General features: G+C 69.0%; 22 protein-coding genes, 1 tRNA gene and 1 pseudogene. 11 read left to right on the top strand and 13 right to left on the bottom strand.

All coding sequences use genetic code 11. The features are described 5' to 3' along the window. The first annotated feature begins 879 nt into the window (after positions 1 to 879). Positions 880 to 1,251 carry a GIY-YIG nuclease family protein gene (locus tag FPZ41_RS25900; protein WP_228022974.1) on the top strand — a complete coding sequence of 124 codons (372 nt, stop codon included), beginning with the start codon at positions 880 to 882 and terminating at the stop codon, positions 1,249 to 1,251. A 117-nt stretch (positions 1,252 to 1,368) separates the two neighbouring features. Here FPZ41_RS25900 and FPZ41_RS25905 read toward each other — a convergent pair whose 3' ends face one another. The 3 genes from FPZ41_RS25905 to FPZ41_RS25915 all read right to left on the bottom strand — a co-directional run bounded on the left by FPZ41_RS25905 (position 1,369) and on the right by FPZ41_RS25915 (position 3,894). Next, a complete protein-coding gene (locus FPZ41_RS25905) occupies positions 1,369 to 1,728 on the bottom strand; it encodes a hypothetical protein (protein WP_152866116.1) in 360 nt (119 codons plus the stop codon). Between the two features lie 109 nt (positions 1,729 to 1,837). Beyond that, positions 1,838 to 2,578: a hypothetical protein gene (locus FPZ41_RS25910; RefSeq protein WP_152866101.1), complete on the bottom strand. Its 741-nt coding sequence runs from the start codon at positions 2,576 to 2,578 to the stop codon at positions 1,838 to 1,840. 590 nt (positions 2,579 to 3,168) lie between these two features. Continuing rightward, a complete protein-coding gene (locus FPZ41_RS25915; RefSeq protein WP_152866102.1) occupies positions 3,169 to 3,894 on the bottom strand; it encodes a DUF4839 domain-containing protein in 726 nt (241 codons plus the stop codon). Between the two features lie 663 nt (positions 3,895 to 4,557). Here FPZ41_RS25915 and FPZ41_RS49955 point away from each other — a divergent pair. Together FPZ41_RS49955 and FPZ41_RS25925 are read left to right on the top strand one after the other, a co-directional pair. After that, positions 4,558 to 4,980: a DUF4145 domain-containing protein gene (locus FPZ41_RS49955; RefSeq protein ID WP_194236219.1), complete on the top strand. Its 423-nt coding sequence runs from the start codon at positions 4,558 to 4,560 to the stop codon at positions 4,978 to 4,980. Positions 4,981 to 5,154: 174 nt separating this feature from the next. Beyond that, a tRNA-OTHER gene (locus tag FPZ41_RS25925) sits at positions 5,155 to 5,221 on the top strand. Between the two features lie 555 nt (positions 5,222 to 5,776). Here the strand turns inward: FPZ41_RS25925 and FPZ41_RS25930 are convergent. From FPZ41_RS25930 to FPZ41_RS25945, 5 genes are all read right to left on the bottom strand, one after another. Then, entirely contained in the window at positions 5,777 to 6,580 is an 804-nt protein-coding gene (locus tag FPZ41_RS25930) for a hypothetical protein (RefSeq protein ID WP_152866104.1), read from the bottom strand. A 7-nt stretch (positions 6,581 to 6,587) separates the two neighbouring features. After that, positions 6,588 to 7,505 carry a radical SAM/SPASM domain-containing protein gene (locus tag FPZ41_RS25935; RefSeq protein ID WP_228022976.1) on the bottom strand — a complete coding sequence of 306 codons (918 nt, stop codon included), beginning with the start codon at positions 7,503 to 7,505 and terminating at the stop codon, positions 6,588 to 6,590. Positions 7,506 to 7,651: 146 nt separating this feature from the next. After that, the gene (locus FPZ41_RS47270; protein ID WP_194236220.1) at positions 7,652 to 7,822 is read right to left on the bottom strand and encodes a hypothetical protein; all 171 of its coding nucleotides are present in this window, start codon (positions 7,820 to 7,822) and stop codon (positions 7,652 to 7,654) included. Next, entirely contained in the window at positions 7,819 to 8,001 is a 183-nt protein-coding gene (locus tag FPZ41_RS25940) for a hypothetical protein (protein ID WP_152866105.1), read from the bottom strand. The genes FPZ41_RS47270 and FPZ41_RS25940 overlap by 4 nt, the downstream gene beginning before the upstream one ends. After that, complete coding sequence (locus FPZ41_RS25945) at positions 7,998 to 8,330, bottom strand: hypothetical protein (protein WP_152866106.1); 333 nt, start codon at positions 8,328 to 8,330, stop codon at positions 7,998 to 8,000. The genes FPZ41_RS25940 and FPZ41_RS25945 overlap by 4 nt, the downstream gene beginning before the upstream one ends. Before the next feature lie 106 nt (positions 8,331 to 8,436). Between FPZ41_RS25945 and FPZ41_RS48610 the strand changes: the two genes are divergently transcribed. From FPZ41_RS48610 to FPZ41_RS25970, 6 genes and pseudogenes are all read left to right on the top strand, one after another. After that, positions 8,437 to 8,916: a helix-turn-helix domain-containing protein gene (locus FPZ41_RS48610; protein ID WP_228022977.1), complete on the top strand. Its 480-nt coding sequence runs from the start codon at positions 8,437 to 8,439 to the stop codon at positions 8,914 to 8,916. Between the two features lie 32 nt (positions 8,917 to 8,948). Then, the gene (locus FPZ41_RS48615; RefSeq protein ID WP_228022978.1) at positions 8,949 to 9,647 is read left to right on the top strand and encodes a hypothetical protein; all 699 of its coding nucleotides are present in this window, start codon (positions 8,949 to 8,951) and stop codon (positions 9,645 to 9,647) included. After that, entirely contained in the window at positions 9,644 to 10,186 is a 543-nt protein-coding gene (locus tag FPZ41_RS25955) for a flavoprotein (protein ID WP_152866107.1), read from the top strand. Before FPZ41_RS48615 ends, FPZ41_RS25955 begins: the two co-directional genes overlap by 4 nt. A 115-nt stretch (positions 10,187 to 10,301) precedes the next feature. Continuing rightward, the gene (locus FPZ41_RS25960; protein WP_322620727.1) at positions 10,302 to 11,141 is read left to right on the top strand and encodes an alpha/beta fold hydrolase; all 840 of its coding nucleotides are present in this window, start codon (positions 10,302 to 10,304) and stop codon (positions 11,139 to 11,141) included. A gap of 50 nt (positions 11,142 to 11,191) precedes the next feature. Beyond that, a pseudogene (locus tag FPZ41_RS25965) lies at positions 11,192 to 12,056 on the top strand (helix-turn-helix domain-containing protein). After that, positions 11,957 to 12,409, top strand: coding sequence for an SRPBCC family protein (locus FPZ41_RS25970; RefSeq protein WP_322620728.1), 453 nt, complete (start codon positions 11,957 to 11,959; stop codon positions 12,407 to 12,409). The pseudogene FPZ41_RS25965 and the gene FPZ41_RS25970 overlap by 100 nt, the downstream one beginning before the upstream one ends. Positions 12,410 to 12,471: 62 nt before the next feature. Here the strand turns inward: FPZ41_RS25970 and FPZ41_RS25975 are convergent, their stop codons facing one another. The 4 genes from FPZ41_RS25975 to FPZ41_RS25990 all read right to left on the bottom strand — a co-directional run bounded on the left by FPZ41_RS25975 (position 12,472) and on the right by FPZ41_RS25990 (position 17,604). Then, positions 12,472 to 13,662 (bottom strand): XdhC family protein, encoded by a 1,191-nt coding sequence (locus FPZ41_RS25975; protein ID WP_152866108.1) that lies wholly within the window; start codon positions 13,660 to 13,662, stop codon positions 12,472 to 12,474. A gap of 75 nt (positions 13,663 to 13,737) precedes the next feature. Then, positions 13,738 to 16,122 carry a xanthine dehydrogenase subunit D gene (pucD, locus tag FPZ41_RS25980; RefSeq protein ID WP_152866109.1) on the bottom strand — a complete coding sequence of 795 codons (2,385 nt, stop codon included), beginning with the start codon at positions 16,120 to 16,122 and terminating at the stop codon, positions 13,738 to 13,740. Between the two features lie 4 nt (positions 16,123 to 16,126). Further along, entirely contained in the window at positions 16,127 to 16,714 is a 588-nt protein-coding gene (locus tag FPZ41_RS25985; protein ID WP_152866110.1) for a (2Fe-2S)-binding protein, read from the bottom strand. Beyond that, positions 16,714 to 17,604 carry an FAD binding domain-containing protein gene (locus FPZ41_RS25990; RefSeq protein WP_152866111.1) on the bottom strand — a complete coding sequence of 297 codons (891 nt, stop codon included), beginning with the start codon at positions 17,602 to 17,604 and terminating at the stop codon, positions 16,714 to 16,716. The genes FPZ41_RS25985 and FPZ41_RS25990 overlap by 1 nt, the downstream gene beginning before the upstream one ends. A gap of 383 nt (positions 17,605 to 17,987) precedes the next feature. Here FPZ41_RS25990 and FPZ41_RS25995 point away from each other — a divergent pair, with 383 nt between their 5' ends. Together FPZ41_RS25995 and FPZ41_RS26000 are read left to right on the top strand one after the other, a co-directional pair. After that, positions 17,988 to 19,670, top strand: a complete 1,683-nt coding sequence (locus tag FPZ41_RS25995; RefSeq protein WP_152866112.1) for a PucR family transcriptional regulator — start codon at positions 17,988 to 17,990, stop codon at positions 19,668 to 19,670. Between the two features lie 164 nt (positions 19,671 to 19,834). Further along, positions 19,835 to 20,608 (top strand): hypothetical protein, encoded by a 774-nt coding sequence (locus tag FPZ41_RS26000; protein ID WP_322620729.1) that lies wholly within the window; start codon positions 19,835 to 19,837, stop codon positions 20,606 to 20,608. 146 nt (positions 20,609 to 20,754) lie between these two features. Here FPZ41_RS26000 and FPZ41_RS26005 read toward each other — a convergent pair whose 3' ends face one another. Then, complete coding sequence (locus tag FPZ41_RS26005) at positions 20,755 to 21,567, bottom strand: GntR family transcriptional regulator (RefSeq protein ID WP_407698817.1); 813 nt, start codon at positions 21,565 to 21,567, stop codon at positions 20,755 to 20,757. Between the last annotated feature and the right edge of the window lie 76 nt (positions 21,568 to 21,643).

A 21,643-nucleotide genomic window follows, 5' to 3' on the forward strand; every position in this document is an offset into this window, starting at 1 on the left:
GACCACCGCCTTCGGTACGGACACGCGGGTAGGACCCGATACGCTTCTTCACCTGGAGAGTGCTTCTTTCACGCGACGACCTGGACCCTAGACAAGTCCCATCGTTGCAGGTCAGGAGCACTCTTCGCGTTTCTGATCAACCACCGGACGCCCTGCCGCGTGAAAGCGCGAGGCTAGCGCTCATCCCATCGCGTGGCCAGAATCTACCGAATCTGGCGCCCTCCGCCACGGCCTCGTGGTGAAGAACGAGATGACAGCGCCCAACGGGTGCTGTGCACCACGTCCATGGACTAGATCGCTAGCGACGCCGCATCATGCACCATGAGGCCGCCGAGACCGGCTCGACAGCCACATACATCTGCACCCGATCTCCTCCAAGCGCCCGGTGCTGGATGCAGCACAGCAGCGGAGTACAGCAATCACCATGACCGCAGCCAACCGACAAGAGCCCTTAATGACCACCCAGCCAGTAGTTCGGGACGAGGAGGCCGTGCCAGACGCGTGCCAGATCGTAAGGGGAACCGCGGGGAACACTGGGGAATCAGCGGACCCGCCTCTGGGCCTCGACACCCTTCCGTCGCAGGTCAGCACCAGAGTGAGCCCTAGATCACCTCAGCTTCCCAAGCTGATGTCCCTCGCAGCCAAGAGGCTGCCGGTGTCAGCCAGTAGCCTGCGACCGTCCGCCGTGACGCACTTGGAGGCCTCATGGAAGCTACTGCTCTCGCCAGTCCCGACCGACTGTGGTCAGCGCAGGAGGTCTTGGCGCGTCCGAGCCCCGTTCCAACGAGAGCAGGGGTCTACGGATGGCACTTCGAGCAGGCACCCCACCAGAACCTGGCCACCGGGCGCCTGCTCTACGTAGGCATAGCCCCGCGGTACATGGCGAATCGGACCAGCACGCAGAACCTGAGGAAGCGTGTGCGGTACCACTACCGAGGCAACGCAGCCGGTTCGACGCTGCGGCTCACTCTCGGCTGCCTGCTCGGACTTGAACTGCGCCGCGTAGGCAGCGGCAAGCGCATGACCTTCGGCAAGGCCGGGGAAGCCGCCCTCAGTCAGTGGATGGCGGAGAACGCCCGAGTGTGCTGGATCGAGCATGGCGAGCCCTGGACCATGGAGTCGGAGCTCATCTCTCAACTCGACCTGCCGCTGAACCTCGACCAGAACCGCCACAACGCGTTCCACGGCCGCCTCAAGGACCTGAGGGCCGAAGCCCGCCAGCAGGCACGAGAGTTGCCCATCAGCGCATAGGTCGGCGAGCTGACATCAACGGCCGCGAACAACGGCGCATCGAAGCGGCCGTAGCCGGATGGACAAGTCACCACCGAGCCCCGTTTCGGCACGCCGTTCCGCAGGGCGATCGAACTCCTAAAGCGGTGGCTTCCTGGCAACCAGCGGCAGCGGCCAGCCGGCACAGGCCACTAGTGCGCTGCCGTCCTCGGTGAGGAAGAGCAGGGTGGTCCATGTCCGATCGACGGCATCGATCAGCCCTGTGCGCACGGGCTGGCCATGTTCACGGATGAGCTGCACTGCTCGTCCCAGCCCAAGAGGTTCGAATCCGTGCATCCGCATGCGCTGAAGTCGGCGATTGAAGACTCCGGCATGCGCGCCAGCGGGTTGTGCCCGGTCTGCCACCCAGTAGGTGGCGCCGCTGCGGAGGGTGGCCAGAGCTATCACGGACGCCTCGTCATCACCGGCCAACAGCGATTCCAGCACATGCCGTTCCATGGTCACCCCCGTCTGGATCCTGCGGTACAGCAGCCAGGTACCGCAACCTCAGCAACCGCCCCCGCGGCTGTGTTCATCTCTTCTCCCCCGAGGCCAGTTGCACTATCCCCTACGGCTTCTTGATTTCCGGGCATTCCTTCTTAGCTCGGGCCGGATCGTGGACGTCCCAGTAGCGGCAGGCCTGAAAGTGTTCTTTCAGCTCACTCTTGGTGGGCTGGGTGAAACTGTAGATGGCCGCCGCCGCCGCAATCACAATATTTAGAGCGCCGAATGTCAACAACCGTCGCCGCTCTCTGGCTTTCTTGTCTTCCCTCTTCACGGGAGTGTTGAGGAGAGCGGCGGTCTTAATCTTTACTGCTTGCTCTGACCCGTTGACCAAAACGGAGTAGGTCAGTTCTTGACCCTTTTGAATGGGACATCGCTTGATCTTCAGCTCTGTCCCGCTAATGGCACAATCTGGCCGGGGAGCTGAATCGGGCTTCGTCGTGACATCAACCACGCCCTCGATAGGCACACCAAAGTCGAAAATCAACGAGTCGTCGTTGAGCGTGAAGTCACCCTGTACTATATCCCGGCGTCCCGCATTGCGCAGTTTCAACTCGATTAGCCTGGCTTCGGTCAATGGCCCCGAGGCAGAAGCTGAGTGTGTAATTGTGATGGGAGATGGCGCGCCGCTGGAGGTCTCCGGAACTAGGCTCTGATTACTGCGCTCGTCCCAGGCGATCCGCTTCTTAGGATTGTTGGATCTCAACGCCGCCCAGCAACCCAACGCGCCAACAGCGATGCCGACCACGGCACCGATACTGGTGTTCCAGAAGTCGTTAGAACCAACATACCCGGCGATGATCACCCTGTGCCCCCGAACCTCTCCCCTGCTGACATCGTGGCGACATGCTAGGGGTGACCGCCCCTGGCGAGCCAAATTGCGCGGGCAACAGGGCGTTTACACGCCGCCGCGAGGCAAGAAGAACCCCCGGCACCCTTGGGTGTCCGGGGGCTTTTGTCGTCTCTACGGGCCTACGGATTCTGCTCTCGGCCCCCATCCCGGCACACTGGGTGGAAGGCAGGCGACCCCTCGACGCCAGGCCAAAATCCTTGGCCGCCGACCACGCCCAGTAGACGAGGGCCGGGCTACGGAAGGCGATGGACGGTGTCCAGCTACGGTCACTGTTCGCGCCACGCGGGTCCGGAGCACACCCCATACGGACGTGAGCTATACCTCACAGCCTCTTTGACCGTTCCGTGGACTACCTGTGGACGGATCGCAATCTATGGGCCGATCATCAACGCGTGACCTGCGTAAATGTAGGAGCCTGAAGCGTCCTCCGGAGCCGTGACCGCAGGCTCAGTCCCTCCGATGCAGGCTGTCAGGACGATGCTGATGACGGAGCTGATCGGCCGGGCACCCTAGTCCGGTGATGACGCGGCTGCCCTTCTTGACTACCGGACTTCCGTCGAGACCGGGTCGAGAAAGAAGAGGCACTGGTCCGCGTTGAACTCGCCCACCTTGGCGACGAAGCGGTACTTGTCGCCTGCGGCGACGGTGGCGGGGATCTCCTTGCCGGTCAGTCTCAGGTCAGGGATGTTTACGTCCTCGTACTTGAAGGCCGGGCCGGCCGTCGTGTTCGGCCCCTTGTCGCCTGGGCCCAGGAGGAAGTCGTAGCGGGTGTCGTAATCGCCGTGGGGCGCCATGTTCACAATCGAGCCGTTGAACGCGATCGCCTGGCCCTCGTGCCTGTTCGCGAAGTCCAGGTTCGCGTCGTCGCAGTAGTCCGCCTTCAGCAGCGCCGCGAACTCCGGGTTGTTCTGAGGCGTGATCACCGTAGTGGCAGCCGACTCGGCCGCGGTCGGAGTCGGCGTAGCGGAAGGCTTCTCGCTAGCAGCGGTTGTCGACTTGTCTGACTCGTCCTTCTTCTCGCCTCCGCCACTGAGTGCAGAGGCAGCGCCGATGACGATGGCCAGGGTCACGAGGACGGCGGCCACCGTGCCGATCAGGAGCCACGGCTGCGGCTTCTTCGGTCGGCGAAAGTTGAGGGTCGAGCGAAGCGTGCCCTGGGCTTGCTCCACGAGCTCCCAGCCATCCTTCTGCAACCTCGAGATCACCAAGCCGTCGGTGCCGCGAACTGTCTGCACGGTCTTGTACTCGTACTTGATCTCGTCGGCCATGCGGCTCCGTGCCCCCCAATGGACTGCTCATACCAACTTCCTCGCGAGCATATGAGAATCCGCGAGGAACTTGGCATCACTTGTTGAGCCTGACGCGGGCCGTCGTCGTGGGCTGGGACGGGTGGCTGCCAGAAATCCAGGCCGGGCCCCCGCACCACAACTGCACCAGATCCAGCGGGGAACAACGGGGAGTCACGGTGAAAACTGACAGCCCGCAGAGACTGCATCCCAGACTGTTTTCCCAGGTCAACGCCCAAACGGGGCGCAAATGATCACAGCTTCCCAAGCTGATGGCTCCCAAGCTGTCGGAACGAGGAGCGTTTGCTCTGGTAGCGAGCACAACGGTGAAAATCTCATGCCCAGCGTGGCGTTGCGCACTAGTCTCCGACTATGGCGAGCACGACATGCGGATGGTGCGGACGGCTGGCTCACATGAGACCTGTCGGCAGTGCCGAGGTGGTCACCGATCAGAGCAGCCATCTCAACGTGGGATTCGAAGCCTATCGATGTGCCAACTGCGGCCGGCTAGTCCTCGCCTACGGATGGACCGACTTCCAGCCTACGAACGATTGGGATGGCGCACCTTCTGATCTCTGGGGCCACCCTCAGGCCCGGCAACCACGATGGCTTCCGCCGGCGAAGTCCAACAGGACGTTCCCAGATGTGCCCGCAGCCATCGAGTCGCTCGCGGTTGAGGCGCACGACTGCCTGACCATCAAGGCTGACCGAGCTGCCGTGGCACTTGCCCGTGCAGTGGTCGAGGCATCCGCGAAGGAGAAGGGTGTCACCAAAGGGAGCCTGATCGCGAAGATCGATGAGCTCCACAAACTGGGGCTACTTCGTGGGCACATCAAGGAAGCAGCACACGAAGTGCGCTTCGGCGGCAATGAGGTAGCCCACGGCGATCTCACCCCAGTTGATCACGAGGCGGCCGAAGAGATATTGACACTCATGGATGAGGTGCTGAACGAGCTGTTTCAGTCCCCGGCTCGCGTGGCACGTGCCCGTCAGCGGCGCCTAGAACGGTCGCAAGCAGTCCCTGAGTCGGTGAAGGGCACTGCGCCAGAAGGACAGCCCAGCACCTGAGCTCCTGGTGCAGTGGTCACGGCGAGGCCCCTACGGACCATCGCAGCAGTTCAGCAGTACATCGGGCCACGAAGAGGTCGCGTGCCACAACCGTGCCAGATGCAGGGGGCAGCCACGGTCAATGAGGGTGGCTAGCCGACGCCGCCATGTCCTCAGCTTGACCCACGCATTCGCAGGTCACCGGCCCGAGGCCCCAGCCTCTCTCCTAAAGCGGGTGTCGCAGGTTCGAATCCTGCCGGGGGCACTGACTGCGTAGCAGGTCAGAGAGGTGACAGGCCTCCCGTTTATTCGAACGGGAGGCCTCTTTCGTGATCGAATGCCACTCAGATGCCACATCCCCACGCGATCATGGATGCGGTCACCCATACGAGGGACTGGACTACTCGCAGCGCCGACGTAAAGTTGCGGCCACGAGAGGGGCAGGCGTGTATCCCCGCGCGCGCCTGAGACGCGCCTCTCGGCTACCTGCACGGTGCCCGGTGGGGAGACCGGCCTGAGCAGGGGAAGGCCCCCACCGGGTTTCTTGAGTTCTAGTGATCGTCGCAACACCCCAGCTCAAGGGGTGCGATGGACTTCGAGATCCGCAAGGACAGGAGTGGTGGGGGTGGCTGGCGTCTGACGGCCGGATACGCGTACGCGCTCCCGGCCGCTCTGCCACCGCCCCACTGCAGGCTGCTCGCACAGGAAGCGGTCGCCTACCGGTTCCCCCACATCAAGATGCCGACGCGTCGCGGCCCTCATCGGAAAGCCCCGCCCATCCGCCACGGGGGGAGCGGACGAGCGGGGCGGTTTGGGGTCAACCAGCTGTCACGCCGCGGTGTTCGGTCCATGACCGGCCCGTCTCGACCATGGCCTTCAGCCAGTCCTCATCCGGCTTCCGCTCGGCGAAGGCACGGCTCATGCGCAGGTTGGCGGCGGCGAAGGCATCGATCGCCCCCGGATCGGCCTTGTGCCACGCGGGCAAATGGGCCGCCCACTTCTCCGCGCTCGCCGGGGTGTGTCCGGCCGCGATGAGTTGGATGACCAGAAGCGCAGGATCGATGAACTCCGCTCCCCTGGTCGGCCACGACCAGTCCACGGCCCACACGCGTCGCCCCTCTGCGAGCATGTTGCTCGGGTTGATGTCCGTGTAGAGAAGCGAGTCCCCCTTGAACAGCTCGGCCTCCGAGCTGTCCGAGGTGAACGGGTCCCATCGAGTCTCGGTCCAGTCTCGGGCGATCTCCGGGAGGGACAGCCGGCCGATCTGCCGGAGGGCATCCACCACCAGGGGGAGATCCGGCGAGTCGGGCGCGAAGTCGGACGACCGGCCGTCGACCGCTTCGAATCCCAGGACCAGCCAGTCTTCGGCCTCCACGTCCCACAGCAGGGGCGGCGAGATGTGCCCAAGGTAGGCGTTGATCTGCCGTTCCCTGATGAGGGACTTCCGCCGGCCGCCGGGGCGGTTGCGCATGGCCTTCACGAAGTAGGGGCCCTTCGCGCAGTCGACGATGGCCGTCAGATCCGAGCTGAAGCCGCGCGCGGTTCGTCGGATCTCGGCGACCGGGCCCGTGTGCTCCCGGATCAGGGGGAGGATCGCGTCTTCGGGGAGATCGGTGTCCATGCTCCGTTCAGTTCCTCGGGGTGCAGTCACTTCCGGGGGTTCCCGGACCGCACTCGTCGTCGGTGTCGGGGCTACAGGGTTTGTCCTGGTTGTCGGGGCCGCATGGGCTGTTGGGGCCGCAGCCGAGGGAGACGCCGAGGCGCCGACCCTGCCGGATCGTCGCGTTGGCCTGTGCCATCTCGGGGCCGTCGAGGATAGCCGCCAGGGGCGTGTCCTGGACGTTGCCTACGCCCATCCATGTCGAGAAGACGCAGGGCGAGACCTGGCCGTACGGGTCGATGGACGCGCGCCCGTCACCGCACCGCCCGCACAGGCCGTCCGTGCACGGCTTCTGTCCGTCCGCCGCGCGCCCGAACGGCCGAACGTGGTCGACGCGCACGTCCCGTACGCCCATGGTCTGAAGGTCCCGTTTCACTGCTTCGCCGGTGTCGGAGGGGTCGGAGACAACGGACACCCGGATCGGGATCTTCTCTGACACCGCCTTCGCGATGTTCGCTCGGGTCCGGGCGTGACTCGGTCGCCCGGTGACCGCGTTGTGTTGGGCTTCCCCGCCGTAGTACGACGTTGCCAGGCTGACGCCCTGCTGCCGAAGCAACTGCCACCAGTCGGCATCCACGTGGACGAGGTTGCTGTAGACCTCGACCTTCAGGCCGAGCGTCAGCGCGTGCTCGATCAGGGTCGGCGCGTCGGGGTGCATGGTGATCTCGCCCCCGGTGAACTGCACTCGGGAGACTCCAACCGCGGCGGCTTCGTCGAGCACGCGCGTCCAGTCCTCGGCGGTCATAGAGCCGTGCGCACCGTCCGGGCCGGAGCCGTTGTGGCAGTGGCTGCACTTCAGTTGACACTGGCGTGTGAGGTCGAGCCATAGGAACTGGGGAGTGCCGGGTGTTTTCTCGACAGTTGGTGCCATGACGGGTGCAGTCATGCTCATCTCCTCTGATCTGAGGCGGATGTGTGGAGAAATGCACTTGCGACCGCCCCGGCTACTCGGCCTGTCCAGGGTTGGGGAGCCGGGGCGGTCCTTCCTGCTGCCGGCGGTCGGCGGCGCCAGCAGCAGGGGGCTTCGACGGGTTACCAGCTCGTCTTGGTGTACGGGTGCCAGTGCCCTCCGGAGTGCCTGATCGGCATGGTGCAGTGCACGCCCTTGCTGGAGTGTGTGGCCCAGCAATAGCCGCCGATGCCTCGCGGGGCGGGCGGGATGTCCTTGGCGGGGATGATGCCCTCCGGCCGCTTCCAGGTCATCGAGCCCTCGCCCTCTCCGCGCTGAGCTGGGTTTTCGCGTCCTTGTGTGCCTGTTCCTGGCGGGCGCCCTCGGGGCACAGCTGGGTTCGGCAGGTGGTGCATCCGGCGCCGTGGTCGAGCAGCTCGCCCCAGGTTTCCCAGTACTGGGTCTCTGCCTCGGTGAGGGGCCGCTGGATCACCGCCCGTACTCCAGGACGAGGCGGCGCAGTGCTCGGCCTGTGTCGCACCCGGCGTCGCTGCCCACGGCCTGGTCGTCGACGCACTGCTCGCACATGGCCCGGTGCGTGGCGTCAGATCCGGTGACGTGGGCGCGCATGCAGGGGCGGCAGACGCGAGGGAAGCCGGTGCGGCCGTCGACGTCGAGTTGGCCGAGGCTGACGGCAGTGGGGCCAAGGGTGGCACCGTCCCACACGCAGACCGTCCCGCGGATCTGATACTCGGACCAGCGGGCCAGATCAGGCAGCGGTAATAGGTCGAGGGCTTCGACGCTGCTGCTTGTCGGCTCCATCGCTCACGCCTCCACGGTCCAGGTGATCTGTCTCACACACGGGACCGTAGGACGTGGTACACCGGAGCCGGGCACACAAAGTGTGTGCCTTGCACCGGGGGCACGCATGGACACTGGAATCGGCCGCCGTATCGCCTACTGGCGAGAGCGGCGCGGCTACACCCAGACCGACTTCGGTCAGCTCATGGGCCAGACGAAACGCTGGGTGCAATCCCTCGAAGGCGGTCAAAGACAGCAAGACCCCCGCCTGTCGGTACTGGTGCGCGCGGCCGACGTCCTGCGCATCCCCCTGGAGCAGTTGTTGATCGACAGCACCCCCGAGCCTCCGGCAGGCAGCGTCCCGCCCGCCGAGGCCCTCGGCGTCATCGACGCCCTGTACAGTCCCGCGGCCTTGACCGAGCCGCCCGCGCTGACTGTCCTCCAGCGACGGCTCGTCTACTGCTGCGAAGCCTTCCAGGCCTGCCACTACTCCACGCTCGCCCGTGAGTTGCCTTCCTTGATTGTCGGCGCTGGGCAGGCAGCACACAGCGCCGCTGCCGGAGAGCAGTCTGACGCAGAGGCCGTGCTCTCCGCGTCTACCAGCTGACGACGTCGTACCTGCACAAGTACGGGCAGCCGATGGCGATTCAGGCTGCGCTCGCCGCGGATCGGGCGCTTGCCGCTGCAGAGCGGTCCGGTGATCCGGTCCAGATCGGGGCTGCGGCCCGAAGGGTTGCGAAGAGTCTGGTGTACCAGCAGCGGCCCGAAGCAGCTGTCGAGTTCGCGACCGCCGCCGCTCGGCACCTCGCAGACGGGCTGACTGAGCGAGGCTCGCTCGGCCTGTCCACCCTCGGGATGCTGTACCTGTCCGCGGCCCTCGCCGCCTCGTCGCAGGAGCGCACGACGGCGCGGGTGCGCGCGGCCAGCGGGCACGTCGATGAGGCGGCCGACGTCGCCGACCGGCAGGGAGCGGATCTCAACATGGACTGGACGATGTTCGGTCCGACCAACGTGGGACTGCACCGGGTGGACATGCAGCTGCGTTTCGAGGACGGCTGGTCGGCGCTCAAAGCGGCCGACGAACTAAACCCTGAGGCGCTGGGCAGTATGAGCCGGGAGCGGCAGGCCGGTCATCACGTCGCCATGGCACGCGCTTCGCTCTTGACGCGGCGCAAGGAATTCGCGGCGAAGGAACTTCTGAAGGCTGATGAGCTGGCACCGGAGGAGGTGCGGGGCAGGCCGGACACGGTGAGCCTGGTCAAGGACGTCGTCGGAGCGACCCCCAACCCTGGGGGCGAGTTGCGTGCGCTGGCCGGACGCTGTGGACTCCGCGCATGACAACCCCGGTTCTGTATCTGATCGCCTGCGCCGCAGGGCCCACCCAGTACATCGACGACGGCGTGCGCGCCGCTCAGACCGACGGCTGGGACGTGTGCTTGATCCTCACGCCGTCCGCAGCGCGGTGGTGGGAGCCGCGCATGCAGGAGCTCGTTGACCTGACCGGGCACCCGGTGCGGTCGCGGTACAAGCTGCCGTGGGAGACGGACGTCTTGCCGAAGGCCGACGCGATGCTGGTGGCTCCCATGTCGTGCACCACGCTGAACAAGTGGGGGGCGGGGATTGCGGACACCGTGGCGATCGGCATTCCGTCGGAGGCTGTCCATATGGGCGTGCCGGTCGTGGCGATGCCGTACTTCAACCAGGCGCAGGGCGCGCAGCCAGCGGTGGCGAGGTCGATCGCTGCGTTGCGTGAGCAGGGCGTCCTGGTTCTCGACGGTCGGGACGGGTACGCGTCGCATCCTCCCAAGCAGGGGAATCCCAAGGCGTATTCCTGGGGGAAGGCGATTGCTGGCGTGCGGAGTCAGGTGGGTATCTAGCGCTGTGACCGCATAGGTCCGGGTTGGCGGTAGGGGCGGGCAGTTGGATGCGCGGTGACGTCGAGAGTGGCGGGATCGCGATATCTGTCGGCGGATTAAGGCGTACCGAACGCTGGTGTGGCCGCTCTACATTCGGCTCATGGAAGAGATCAGCTACCAGGCGGCCGACGACTGCACCCTGCACGCCACCGTCACCGGAGAGGGGCAGGCCCTGGTTCTTATGCATGCCGGCGGCCCTGACCACAAGAGCATGCTTCCCCTGGCCGAACGGCTTGCCGATCGCTTCACGGTCGTACTGCCTGACCTGCGAGGCTACGGCCGGTCGGTCTGCAAGGACCCGGCCCGCTATACCTGGGCCCAGTATGTCGAGGACGTAACGTGGCTCCTGGACCACATCGGTCTCTCCAGTGCCGTACTCGCCGGCGCAGGCTTGGGCTCCACGATCACGCTTCGGACGGCGGCCGCATACCCGGACCGGGTCCGGGCGGCCGTGCTCATCGGGGTTGAGGACATTGAGGACGACGAGGCCAAGAAGGCCGAGATCCGCTTCCTCGACGCGTTCGCCGCCCGCGTCGAGGCTGATGGCATTGAAGCGGGTTGGGAGCCCATCCTCGCCAGTTTCCCTCCCGTTGTCGGTGACATGGTGCGCGACGCCATCCCCCGATCGGACCCCGCCAGCATCGTGGCCGCAGCCGCTATCGGCCATGACCGTTCTTTCCGGAGCGTCGACGAACTCGCGACGATCACCGTGCCGACACTCATCTTCCCGGGCACCGACCCACGCCACCCCACCGCTCTTGCCGAAGAGGCCGCCGACACCCTCCCCAACGGACAACTGGCCACGATCCCGATCGGCGACGACCTCCAGACTGCCGTGGACCTCGCCCGCGCCACCGCTCCCGCCATCCGTGAATTCCTGACCAGATTGGTCACGTCCGTGATCGGCACGGGGTGATCGTGACGGTTGGATGTGTGGTGACATCCGATCTGACCGCTTCAGGTGCGGTGGCCCAGCCTGTCCGTGTGCGCAGGCTGACCGGCCAGGAGGGGCAGAAGCTGCAGCAGATCGTGCGCCGGGGCGGCACCAACTCGGTGCGCTACCGGCGCGCGATGATGCTGCCGGCCTCGGCCGGCGGGAACCGCGTTCCGGTGATTGCCCAACTGGTCCAGGCCGACGAGGACACCGTCCGCGACGTGATCCACCGGGTTCAACGAGATCGGTCTGGCCTGCCTGGACCCTCGGTGGGCGGGAGGCCGTCCCCGCCTGCTCCGTCATGACGCCGAGGACTTCGTCGTGGCGACGGCCACCACCCGCCCGGCCAGGTTCAGCCAGCCGTTCACCCGCTGGTCGTTACGCAAGCTCGCCGCCCACCTGCGCAAGGTGCATGGCCGGGTGATCCGCATCGGCTGGGGGCATCAACCGGCGCCACAAGGGCACCGCCAACACTCTGGCCGCCCTGAAGTCGAACAGGTCGGCGCGCCCGGACGGCGCGCCGATCTACCTGATCCTGGACAAGCTCTCAGCGCATAAGGGGACGAAGATCCGCGCCTGGGCGAAGAAGCACAAGGTTGAGCTGTGCTTCACCCCGACGAACGCCTCCTGGGCAAACCCGATCGAGGCGTACTTCGGACCGCTACGGCAGTTCGCCCTCGCCAACTCCAACCATCCAAACCACACCGTGCAGACCACACCGTTCAGACCCGTGAACTGCACCGTTACCTGCGCTGGCGCAACGCCAACGACGGTCCAGAATTGCCTACGATCACGTCGTGGTCCTCTTCGTCCTGGAACGCATCACCCCGCTCTCCGTCGACCAGGCCTGGCTCCGCCTCACGGACTGGGAACGCCACGCCGACGTGGTCCCCCTGACCCGCGTCACCGTGCGCACTCCTCCGCCGACCCGCGAGGGCACGGTCTTCGTGGCCCGCTCCGGCATCGGCCCGTTCGCCTTCGACGACCCCATGGAGGTCGTGACCTGGCAGCCGTCGGCAGGGGCCACGTTGACTGCCCTGTGCCGTCTGGCCAAACAGGGAGAGTTCGTCACCGGATGGGCGGAGATCGAGGTCCACCCGTACGGCGCCGGAGGATCCCGGGTCGTCTGGCGCGAGGACCTGTCGGTGCGCCTCCTGCCCCGCGCCTTCGACCGGCCCCTGAGGCGCGCGGCCCTCTGGATGTTCGGGCGGGCGGTGGACGGTCTGTTGCGGCAGGAACCGGCGCCCTGAGGGCGCGACCCGGACTCGACGTGTACGTGTACCGGTTCCCGTCCGAGCGGGTCGCGGGCCGCTCAGGCCACTGAACCGATACGTCCCGCCGCGACCCGCGCCGCTGCGTCCGAGGTCGCGTCGTGGTGGATCGGCGTGTGCGCACCGGTCAGTGGCACCCCGCTGCCGCCCCGCCGGTTCGCGATGATCTCGGAGGCGATGGACAGGGCCGTCTCCTCCGGGGTGCGGGCACCGAGGTCAAGGCCGATGGGCGAGCGGAGGCGGGCCAGTTCCCGTTCCGTGACGTCGGCTTCGCGCAGGCGCCGGTTGCGGTCGAGGTGGGTGCGACGGGAGCCCATCGCGCCGACGTACGCCACGGGCAGCCGCAGCGCGAGCCTCAGCAGCGGTACGTCGAACTTGGCGTCGTGGGTGAGGACGCACAGGACCGTGCGGGCGTCCACCGAGGTGCGCTCCAGGTAGGTGTGCGGCCACTCGACCACGACCTCGTCGGCCTCCGGGAAGCGGGCCGCGGTCGTGAACACCGGGCGGGCGTCGCACACCGTCACGTGGTAGCCGAGGAACTTGCCGATGCGGACGAGTGCCGACGCGAAGTCGATCGCGCCGAAGACGATCATCCGGGGCGGCGGGACCGAGGACTCCACCAGGAGTGTGAGCGGTGCTCCGCAGCGCGAGCCCTGCTCTCCGATCTCCAGGGTGCCGGTGCGGCCGGCGTCCAGGAAGGCGCCCGCCTCGGCCGCGACCGTGCGGTCCAGCTCGGGGTGGGCGCCGAAGCCGCCCTCGTACGCGCCCTCGCGCGCGCCGCCGTACGCGCCGTCGGACCGTATGAGGAGCCCGCGCCCCATCAGGTCCGCCGGCCCGGAGACGATCCGGGCCACCGCCGCCGCCTCGCCCCGCGAGGCGGCGGACAGGGCGGACGCGAGTACCGGGCGGGCCCGGTCGCCGGAGCGGACCGGCATGACGAGGATGTCGATGGTGCCGCCGCAGGTGAGGCCTATGGCGAAGGCGTCCTCGTCGCTGTAGCCGAAGCGTTCGAGGACGGGCTCGCCGTCCTGGAGCGCCTGGGTGCACAGCTCGTAGACGGCGCCCTCCACGCAACCGCCGGAGACCGAGCCGATGGCCGTGCCGTCGGTGTCCACCGCGAGGGCGGCGCCCGGCCGGCGGGGTGCGCTGCCGGCGACGGCCACGACGGTGGCCACGGCGAAGTCACGTCCTTGCTCGACCCACCGGTGCAGTTCTTCGGCGATGTCCAGCATCTCTCGGTCTCCTCTTCCTTTTCGCCCGCGGGGGCCGCCCCCGGACGCCTTCCCCAGAGGGCTCAACCGGAGGGCTCACCCGCCCGTGAGGTGCTCCGGGCGTACCGGCGTCCTGTTCAGCTCCAGGCCCGTCGCGTTCCGGATGGCCGCGAGTACGGCCGGAGTCGACGACAGGGTGGGGGCCTCGCCGACGCCGCGGAGCCCGTACGGGGCGTGGTCGTCGGCGAGTTCGAGCACGTCGACGGGGATGGTGGGCGTGTCGAGGATCGTGGGGATCAAGTAGTCCGTGAAGGAGGGGTTCCGTACCTTCGCCGTCCTCGGGTCGACGATGATCTCCTCCATCACGGCCACGCCCAGCCCCTGAGTCGTGCCGCCCTGGATCTGGCCGGTGACCGAGAGCGGGTTGAGCGCCTTGCCGACGTCCTGGGCGCAGGCCAGTTCGATGACCTTGACCAGGCCGAGCTCGGTGTCGACCTCGACGACGGCCCGGTGCGCGGCGAACGAGTACTGCACATGGCCGAAGCCCTGTCCCGTGCGCAGGTCGAAGGGTTCGGTCGGCCGGTGCCGCCACTCCTGCTCGATCTCGACGGCCTCGTCGCCGAGCACGTCCACCAGGTCGGCGAGGACCTCACCGCCGTCGGTGACGACCTTGCCGCCCTCCAGGAGGAGTTCGGCCGTCGCCCAGGCCGGGTGGTGGGCGCCGAACCTGCGGCGGCCCCTTTCCAGGATCTGCTCGCGCACCAGCTCGCAGGCGTTCCTCACGGCGCCGCCGGTGACGTACGTCTGGCGCGACGCCGAGGTCGAACCGGCGCTGCCCACCCGGGTGTCCGCTGGGAGGATCGTCACCTGTGCGACGCCCAGCTCCGTGCGGGCGATCTGCGCGTGGACGGTGACGCCGCCCTGGCCGACCTCCGCCATGGCCGTGTGCACCGTCGCCACCGGCTCGCCGCCGGCGGCCTCCAGGCGCACCCTGGCCGTCGAGTAGTCGTCGAAGCCCTCGGAGAAGCCGACGTTCTTGATGCCGACCGCGTAGCCGATCCCGCGGACGACGCCCTCGCCGTGCGTGGTGTTGGACAGGCCGCCGGGGAGCTGGCGTACGTCGGCCTCCTCGCCCGCCACGAGCCACTGCTGCTCGGGTGGCAGTGGCATCGCCTTGACGCGGCGCAGGAGTTCGGCGACCGGAGCCGGGGAGTCGACGACCTGCCCGGTCGGCAGGAGGGACCCCTGCGACATCGCGTTGAGCCGACGGAACTCCACCGGGTCCATGCCGAGCCGCGCGGCCAGCTTGTCCATCTGTGCCTCGTACGCGAAGCACGCCTGGACCGCGCCGAAGCCGCGCATGGCGCCGCAGGGCGGGTTGTTGGTGTAGAGGGCGACGGCCTCGATGTCGACGTCGTCGATGACGTACGGCCCGACGCCCAGCGAGGCGGCGTTGCCGACGACGGCCGGTGAGGAGGAGGCGTACGCGCCGCCGTCGAGGACGATGCGGGCCTTGACGTGGGTGAGTTTGCCGTCGTGCGTCGCGCCGTGCTCGTAGTACAGCTTCGCCGGGTGGCGGTGGACGTGTCCGAAGAAGGACTCGAAGCGGTTGTAGACCATCTTGACCGGTTTGCCCGTGCGCAGGGCGAGCAGGCAGGCGTGGATCTGCATCGACAGGTCCTCACGCCCGCCGAAGGCGCCGCCGACGCCGGACAGCGTCATCCGGATCTTGTCCTCGGGCAGGCCGAGGACGGGGGCGATCTGGCGGAGGTCGGCGTGCAGCCACTGGGTGGCGATGTACAGGTCGACGCCGCCGTCCTCGGCGGGGACCGCGAGGCCCGACTCGGGGCCGAGGAACGCCTGGTCCTGCATGCCGAAGACGTACTCGCCCTCGACGATCACGTCGGCGCGCCTGCGGGCCCGTTCCACGTCGCCGCGGATGATCGGCTGGCGGTGGACGATGTTCGGGTGCCGGACGTGCGCCGCGTGGGGGTCGGTGCGGTTCTCGTGGAGGAGGACGGCGGCGGGGGCAGTCGCGGACGCCTCGTCCGTGATGACCGGCAGGTCCCGGTACTCCACCCTGATCCTGGCGGCGGCGCGGCGCGCGGTCTCCGGGTGGTCGGCGGCGACGACGGCGACGGGCTCGCCGTGGTGGCGGACCCTGCCGTGGGCGAGGACGGGGGTGTCCTGGATCTCCAGGCCGTAATGCCTCACCTCGGTCGGCAGGTCGTCGTACGTCAGGACGGCGTACACGCCCGGTGTCGCGAGGGCCTCGCTCGTGTCGATGGAGACGATCTCGGCGTGCGCGACCGTGGAGCGCAGGATCTGGCCCCAGAGCATGTCCTCGTGCCACATGTCGGACGCGTACGCGAACTCGCCGGTGACCTTGAGGGTGCCGTCCGGGCGGAGCGTGGACTCGCCGATACCGCCTCTGGTGTGCGAGCCCTGGGTGATCCTCGTGGGAGCGCCGTTCGTGGGCATGTGCTCAGGCCTCCTCTCCCTGCCGGGCCGCCGCCAGGCGGACGGCGTCCATGATCTTCTCGTAGCCGGTGCAGCGGCAGAGGTTGCCCGAGAGGGCCTCGCGGATGTCCGCGTCGGTGGGGTTCGGGTTGCGCTCCAGCATCTCGTCGGCGGCGACGAGGAGGCCGGGGGTGCAGAAGCCGCACTGGACGGCGCCCGCGTCGATGAACGCCTGCTGGAGGGGGGCGAGCGTCGCACGCGGGGAGGTGCTGCCCTCGTCGCTCTGGGAGCCGGGTCCTCGCGGCGACCACCGCCTGGCCTCGTCCAGCGAGGTCCCGCACGCGTCCTCGCCGCCGGCACGTTGCCGGGCGTGCTCCGCGAGCCCCTCCACCGTGACGATCTCGCGCCCCTCGGCCTGCCCGGCCGCGACGAGGCACGAACACACCGGCACGCCGTCGAGCCGTACGGTGCAGGATCCGCACTCGCCCTGCTCGCAGGCGTTCTTGGAGCCGGGCAGTCCCAGCCGCTCCCGCAGTACGTACAGAAGGCTCTCGCCCTCCCACACGTCGTCGGCCTGCTGCGGACGGCCGTTGACCGTGAAGTTGACGCGCATCAGGCAGCTCCCTCCATGGTGCGGGCGTTGCCGCGGTACGACTCCCAGGTCCACATCAGTGTGCGGCGGGCCATGACGCCGACGGCGTGGCGGCGGTAGCGCGCGGTGCCGCGGACGTCGTCGATCGGGTTGCAGGCGGCCGCGCACAGTTCCGCGAACTGCTTGGCGACCGACGGGGTGATGATCCGGCCGCTGTCCCAGAGGCCGTCCTCGTCGAGCGCCGCGTTCAGGAACTCCTCGGCGGCCGTGGCGCGGATCGGCGTGGGTGCGGCCGATCCGATGCCGGTACGGACCGTGCGGGTCTCGGGGTGCAGGGCGAGACCGAAGGCGCAGACGGCGATCACCATGGCGTTCCGGGTGCCCACCTTCGAGAACTGCTGCGGGCCGTCCGCCTTGTTGATGTGCACCGCGCGGATCAGTTCGTCGGCCGCGAGGGCGTTGCGTTTCACGCCCGTGTAGAAGGCGTCGATCGGGATGCGCCGTGTGCCCCGTACGGACTCGGCCTCGACCTCGGCTCCGGCCGCGAGGAGGGCCGGGTGGGCGTCGCCGGCCGGGGAGGCGGTGCCGAGGTTGCCGCCGACGCCGCCGCGGTTGCGGATCTGCGGGGAGGCGACCGTGTGGGAGGCGAGGGCGAGTCCCGGCAGTTCGGTGCGCAGGTTCTCCATGATCCTGGTGTACGGGACCGAGGCGCCGAGCCGGACGCTGTGCTCGCCGGCCTCCCACTCGTAGAGGTCGCCGATGCGGGTGAGGTCGAGGAGGTACTCGGGCCGGCGGTGGTCGAAGTTGATCTCGACCATCACGTCGGTGCCGCCCGCGATCGGCACAGCGGTGGGGTGCTCGGCCTTCGCGGCGAGCGCCTCCTCCCAGCTGGCGGGGCGAAGGAAGTCCATGACCGGCTCTCTTCTTCGTCTCGTGGGCCGCTTCGTTTGAGCCAGATCGTGTGCGGGCGGCCCGGCTCGTCCGGGGGCTGTTCGCGTGGGACGGAACCAGTACACAGCGCTGTGCCCGGCCGGGGTCAGTCACGGAAAACATGAAGGAGTTGGCTGGCCAGAGCGGCCATCTTGTAGATTCGTATGAACGCAGGCCATCGGTAACCTCACCGTTTTCCCCGGGAAACAGTGAGTACGGCCGCGGAAACCCCCAGGACACCACCCAGGCAGCCGGAAAGCACTCCCTCCGGTCCCACGCGGGACACCCCCCGCCGGGCGCCCCGCCCGTGATCGAACGTAGATTTCCGGACACGACGACCCGACAAGAACGGCGGCGAAGACACATGCGGCTGCGCGCACTGCTGGACACCGACGCGCTGGGCCTGCGGCTGCTCGGTGGCGAGGACGAGCTGGACCGCACCGTCCGCGGCGTGATGACCACGGACCTGCGCGACCCCAGCCGCTACCTCTCGGGCGGCGAGCTGGTGCTCACCGGGCTCGCGTGGCGCCGGGACGCCGCGGACTCCGAGCCCTTCGTACAGATCCTGGTGGGCGCCGGGGTCACGGCGGTCGCCGCCGGTGAGGCCGAGCTGGGGCACGTACCGGAGGACCTGGTCAAGGCCTGCGCCCGGCATCGGCTGCCGCTGTTCGCGGTCAGCGAGTCGGTGGCCTTCGCGACGATCACGGAGCACGTCGTCCGGCAGGTCTCGGGCGAGCGGGCCGGTGACCTGGCGGCCGTGGTGGACCGGCACCGCCGGATGATGACCTCGGGACCGGCGGGCGGCGGTCCGGACGTGGTCCTTGACCTGCTCGGCTCCGACCTGGACTTGGGCGCGTGGGTGCTGTCCCCCACCGGGCGGCTCGTCGCGAGCCCGAGGGTGGGCGGGCCCGCGCTGCCCGCCGACGTGTGCGCGCGGCTCGCCGCCGAGCACCTCGCGGCCACCCGCTCGGGCCGGCGCGCACCGCACCGGGTGACCGTGGGCACGACGACGTACTCGCTGTTCCCGGTCCGCGGCACCGGCAAGGCCGCGGCCACCGCCCGGGACGTACGCGAGACCGTGCTCTCCGAGTGGCTGCTCGCGGTCGAGGCGGACGCCGGGGACTGGGCCGAGGAGCGGCTCGATCTGCTGCACGGGGTCACCCAGCTGATCGCGGTCGAGCGGGACCGGCGGGAGTCGGCCCGTACGGTACGGCGGCGGCTCGCCCAGGAGGTGCTGGAGCTGGTGCAGGCGGGTGCCGCGCCCGCCGAGATCGCGGCCCGGCTGCGGGTGGCGGCTCCGGTGCTGCTGCCCGGCCTGGGAGCGGCCCCGCACTGGCAGGTGGTCGTGGCCCGTGTGGAGTGGGACGGCGCGGACGGCGAAGACACCGCCGGCGGGCCGGTGGCGCAGGCGCTGCTGGAGGAGATCCTCGTCGGCCCCCCTGCGGCCGGGTCCGAGCACGCCGACCGCATCGCCGTCGCCCACACCGGTGGCGAGGCGGTCGCGCTCGTCCCGCTCCCGGCGGTCTCCTCCGAGCACGACGGCTCCGAGTCCGGTGTCGTCGCCGAAGCGCTCCTGGAGGCCGTGCGCGTCCCGTTGACGGCCGGCCTGAACGACGACGGGCGGCTCACGCTCGGTGTGAGCGCGGCGGTTCACTCGGCCGAGGGGCTGCGCGGGGCGCTGGAGGAGGCGCGGCACGCGCGCAGGGTGGCGGCGGCGCGGCCCGGCCGGGTGTGCGCGGCGGGCCACCAGGAGCTGGCGTCCCATGTGCTTCTGCTCCCGTTCGTCCCGGACGACGTCCGCCGTGCGTTCACGGCCCGCCTCCTCGACCCCCTCCGGGACTACGACCGCCGCCACCGCGCCGAACTGATCCCCACCCTGGAGGCGTTCCTCGACTGCGACGGCTCCTGGACGCGCTGCGCCACCCGGTTGCACCTGCACGTCAACACGCTGCGGTACCGGGTGGGACGCATCGAGCAGTTGACGAGCCGGGACCTCTCGCGCCTTGAGGACAAGCTTGATTTTTTCCTGGCATTGCGCATGAGCTGAGGTCACGGGGGTGCACGGCGGGAGGCACGCGGTGCCGTCCGTGCGCCCCGTCTCACCCCATGACTTTGTGAAATCCTTCACCCGACCCCTTGGCCGGGTACCTCGATCCGTGCTGAGATGCCGCCACCACTCAACAGCTCGAAGGCGCGCTCGGGGAGGGCAACGTGGCGCATCCCGCCATGTCTGGTACGGGAACGACCGCGGATGACGATCCGCTCCAGACCGCGGTATGGCGGTTGCGCTCGCGCGCCTGCTGGGCCGACGCGGCGGCCCTGCTCCAGCCGACCACACCGGCGGCCTCGCTCCAGCGGGCCGCGCTCCTCGTCGAGCGCTGCCTCTACACCGAGCAGGGCTGGGAGGACGCCGAGGACGCGCTCCGCACGGCCGAGGCGCAGGCCCAGAGCGACGACGAGCGGGGCGCGGCGGCCTGCGAACGCGGCCAACTGGCATACGCGGCAACCCTGTTGGGCGTACGAGACCGGGCGGACGAGGCCCGTGCGGCGCTCGGCCGGGCGGCGGCCCTGATCGCTCCGGGCGCACCGGGCCGAGCCCTGCTCGACTTCCGACGTGGCCTTCTGGCCGAGAACCTGGCCCGCTCCCCGCAGGCGGCCCGTGCCGCCTACCGCCGCGCCCACGCCGGCGCCACCGCCCACGACGACCCGCTGCTGCTCTCGTTCACCTGGCGCCACCTCGCGGGACTGGCTCTCCGCGACGGCGAACTGGCCGAGGCCCGCCACGGCTTCGCCGAATCCCTGCGCATCCGCGAGGAGTTGGGCTACCTCGTCGGCACGGCCCCGGCGCTCGCGTCGTTGGCGGACGCGGAGACGGACCCGGAGGCGACTCGCCTGAGGGCGGAGGCGACCCGCCTGTTCCGACTGCTGGGCGGCGTACCGACGTGGCTGGCACGCCAGTTGACCCCACCGGCGGCAACGGCTTGAGGGGCAACTGACTGTGTGAGGGCGCGCCCCGGAAGAGGGGCGCGGGGCGGTGACATTATGCGGCTCCGCCGCGTGGGCGCGAGCAACCACACACAACCCGCGGCCCGGAAGCCATCCGAACCCCTATGGCGCTCCCGGCGGCGCACTCACACGCCAGAGAAGTGCTTCTGCAACAGCGCCTGCACGGCACCCGAGTCCTGTGCCGTCAGCGCGTCAAGCAGGGCAAGGTGCACAGCGGCGTCCGCCATCAGCTCGGCGCGGCAGCGCGCCGGCTCGCCCCCCAACGGCCACTGAGAGCGACGATGCAGGTCGTCCGCGATACGCACGAGCTGTTGGTTGCCCGCGAGAGCGAGTACCGCACGGTGGAACGCCCGGTCGGCCTCGCCGTACGTCGCCCGGCAGCCGGACGCCGCCGCCCGGGCCGTCTCCTCCGCGAGGGGGCGTAGCTCGGCCCAGCGCTCGGCGGGCAGGGTGCGGGCCAGGCGCAGCACGACGGGCGTCTCGATCAGCGCCCGTATCTCGGCGAGTTCGGCCAGCTCGCGGGCGCCGCGCTCGACGACGCGGAAGCCGCGGTTGGGCACGACCTCGACGGCGCCCTCCACGACGAGTTGCTGCATGGCCTCGCGCACGGGGGTCGCGGACACCCCGAAACGCTCGCCCAGCGCGGGCCCCGAGTACACCTCGCCCGGCGTGAGCTCCCCCGCGGCGAGCGCGGCCCGCAGGGCGTCGAGTATCTGACCGCGGACGGAGGCCCGCTGGAGGACCGGACGGGGAATGGGCGGCTCACTGTGGGTGTGCTCACCCCGGACCGTGTCGCCCCGCGCGGGATGCCCGGCGCCCGGGGCGAGCCCCCGCGCCCGGTTCGCGTCCGCCACGCCGGGCTGCTCCGGCACCCGTGCGGCCCGACCGCGCGCTACGGGGAACCCGGGCTCGGCCCCGGAGGCGGCCTCGATCCCGATGTCCGCGTCGGTCCCGGTGTCGATGTCGCTGTCGCTGTCGGTGTCGATACCGGTGGAGCCCTGCGGGTCGCGCGGG

Source organism: Streptomyces acidicola, from assembly GCF_009377235.1.
Taxonomy (GTDB): Bacteria; Actinomycetota; Actinomycetes; order Streptomycetales; family Streptomycetaceae; genus Streptomyces; species Streptomyces acidicola.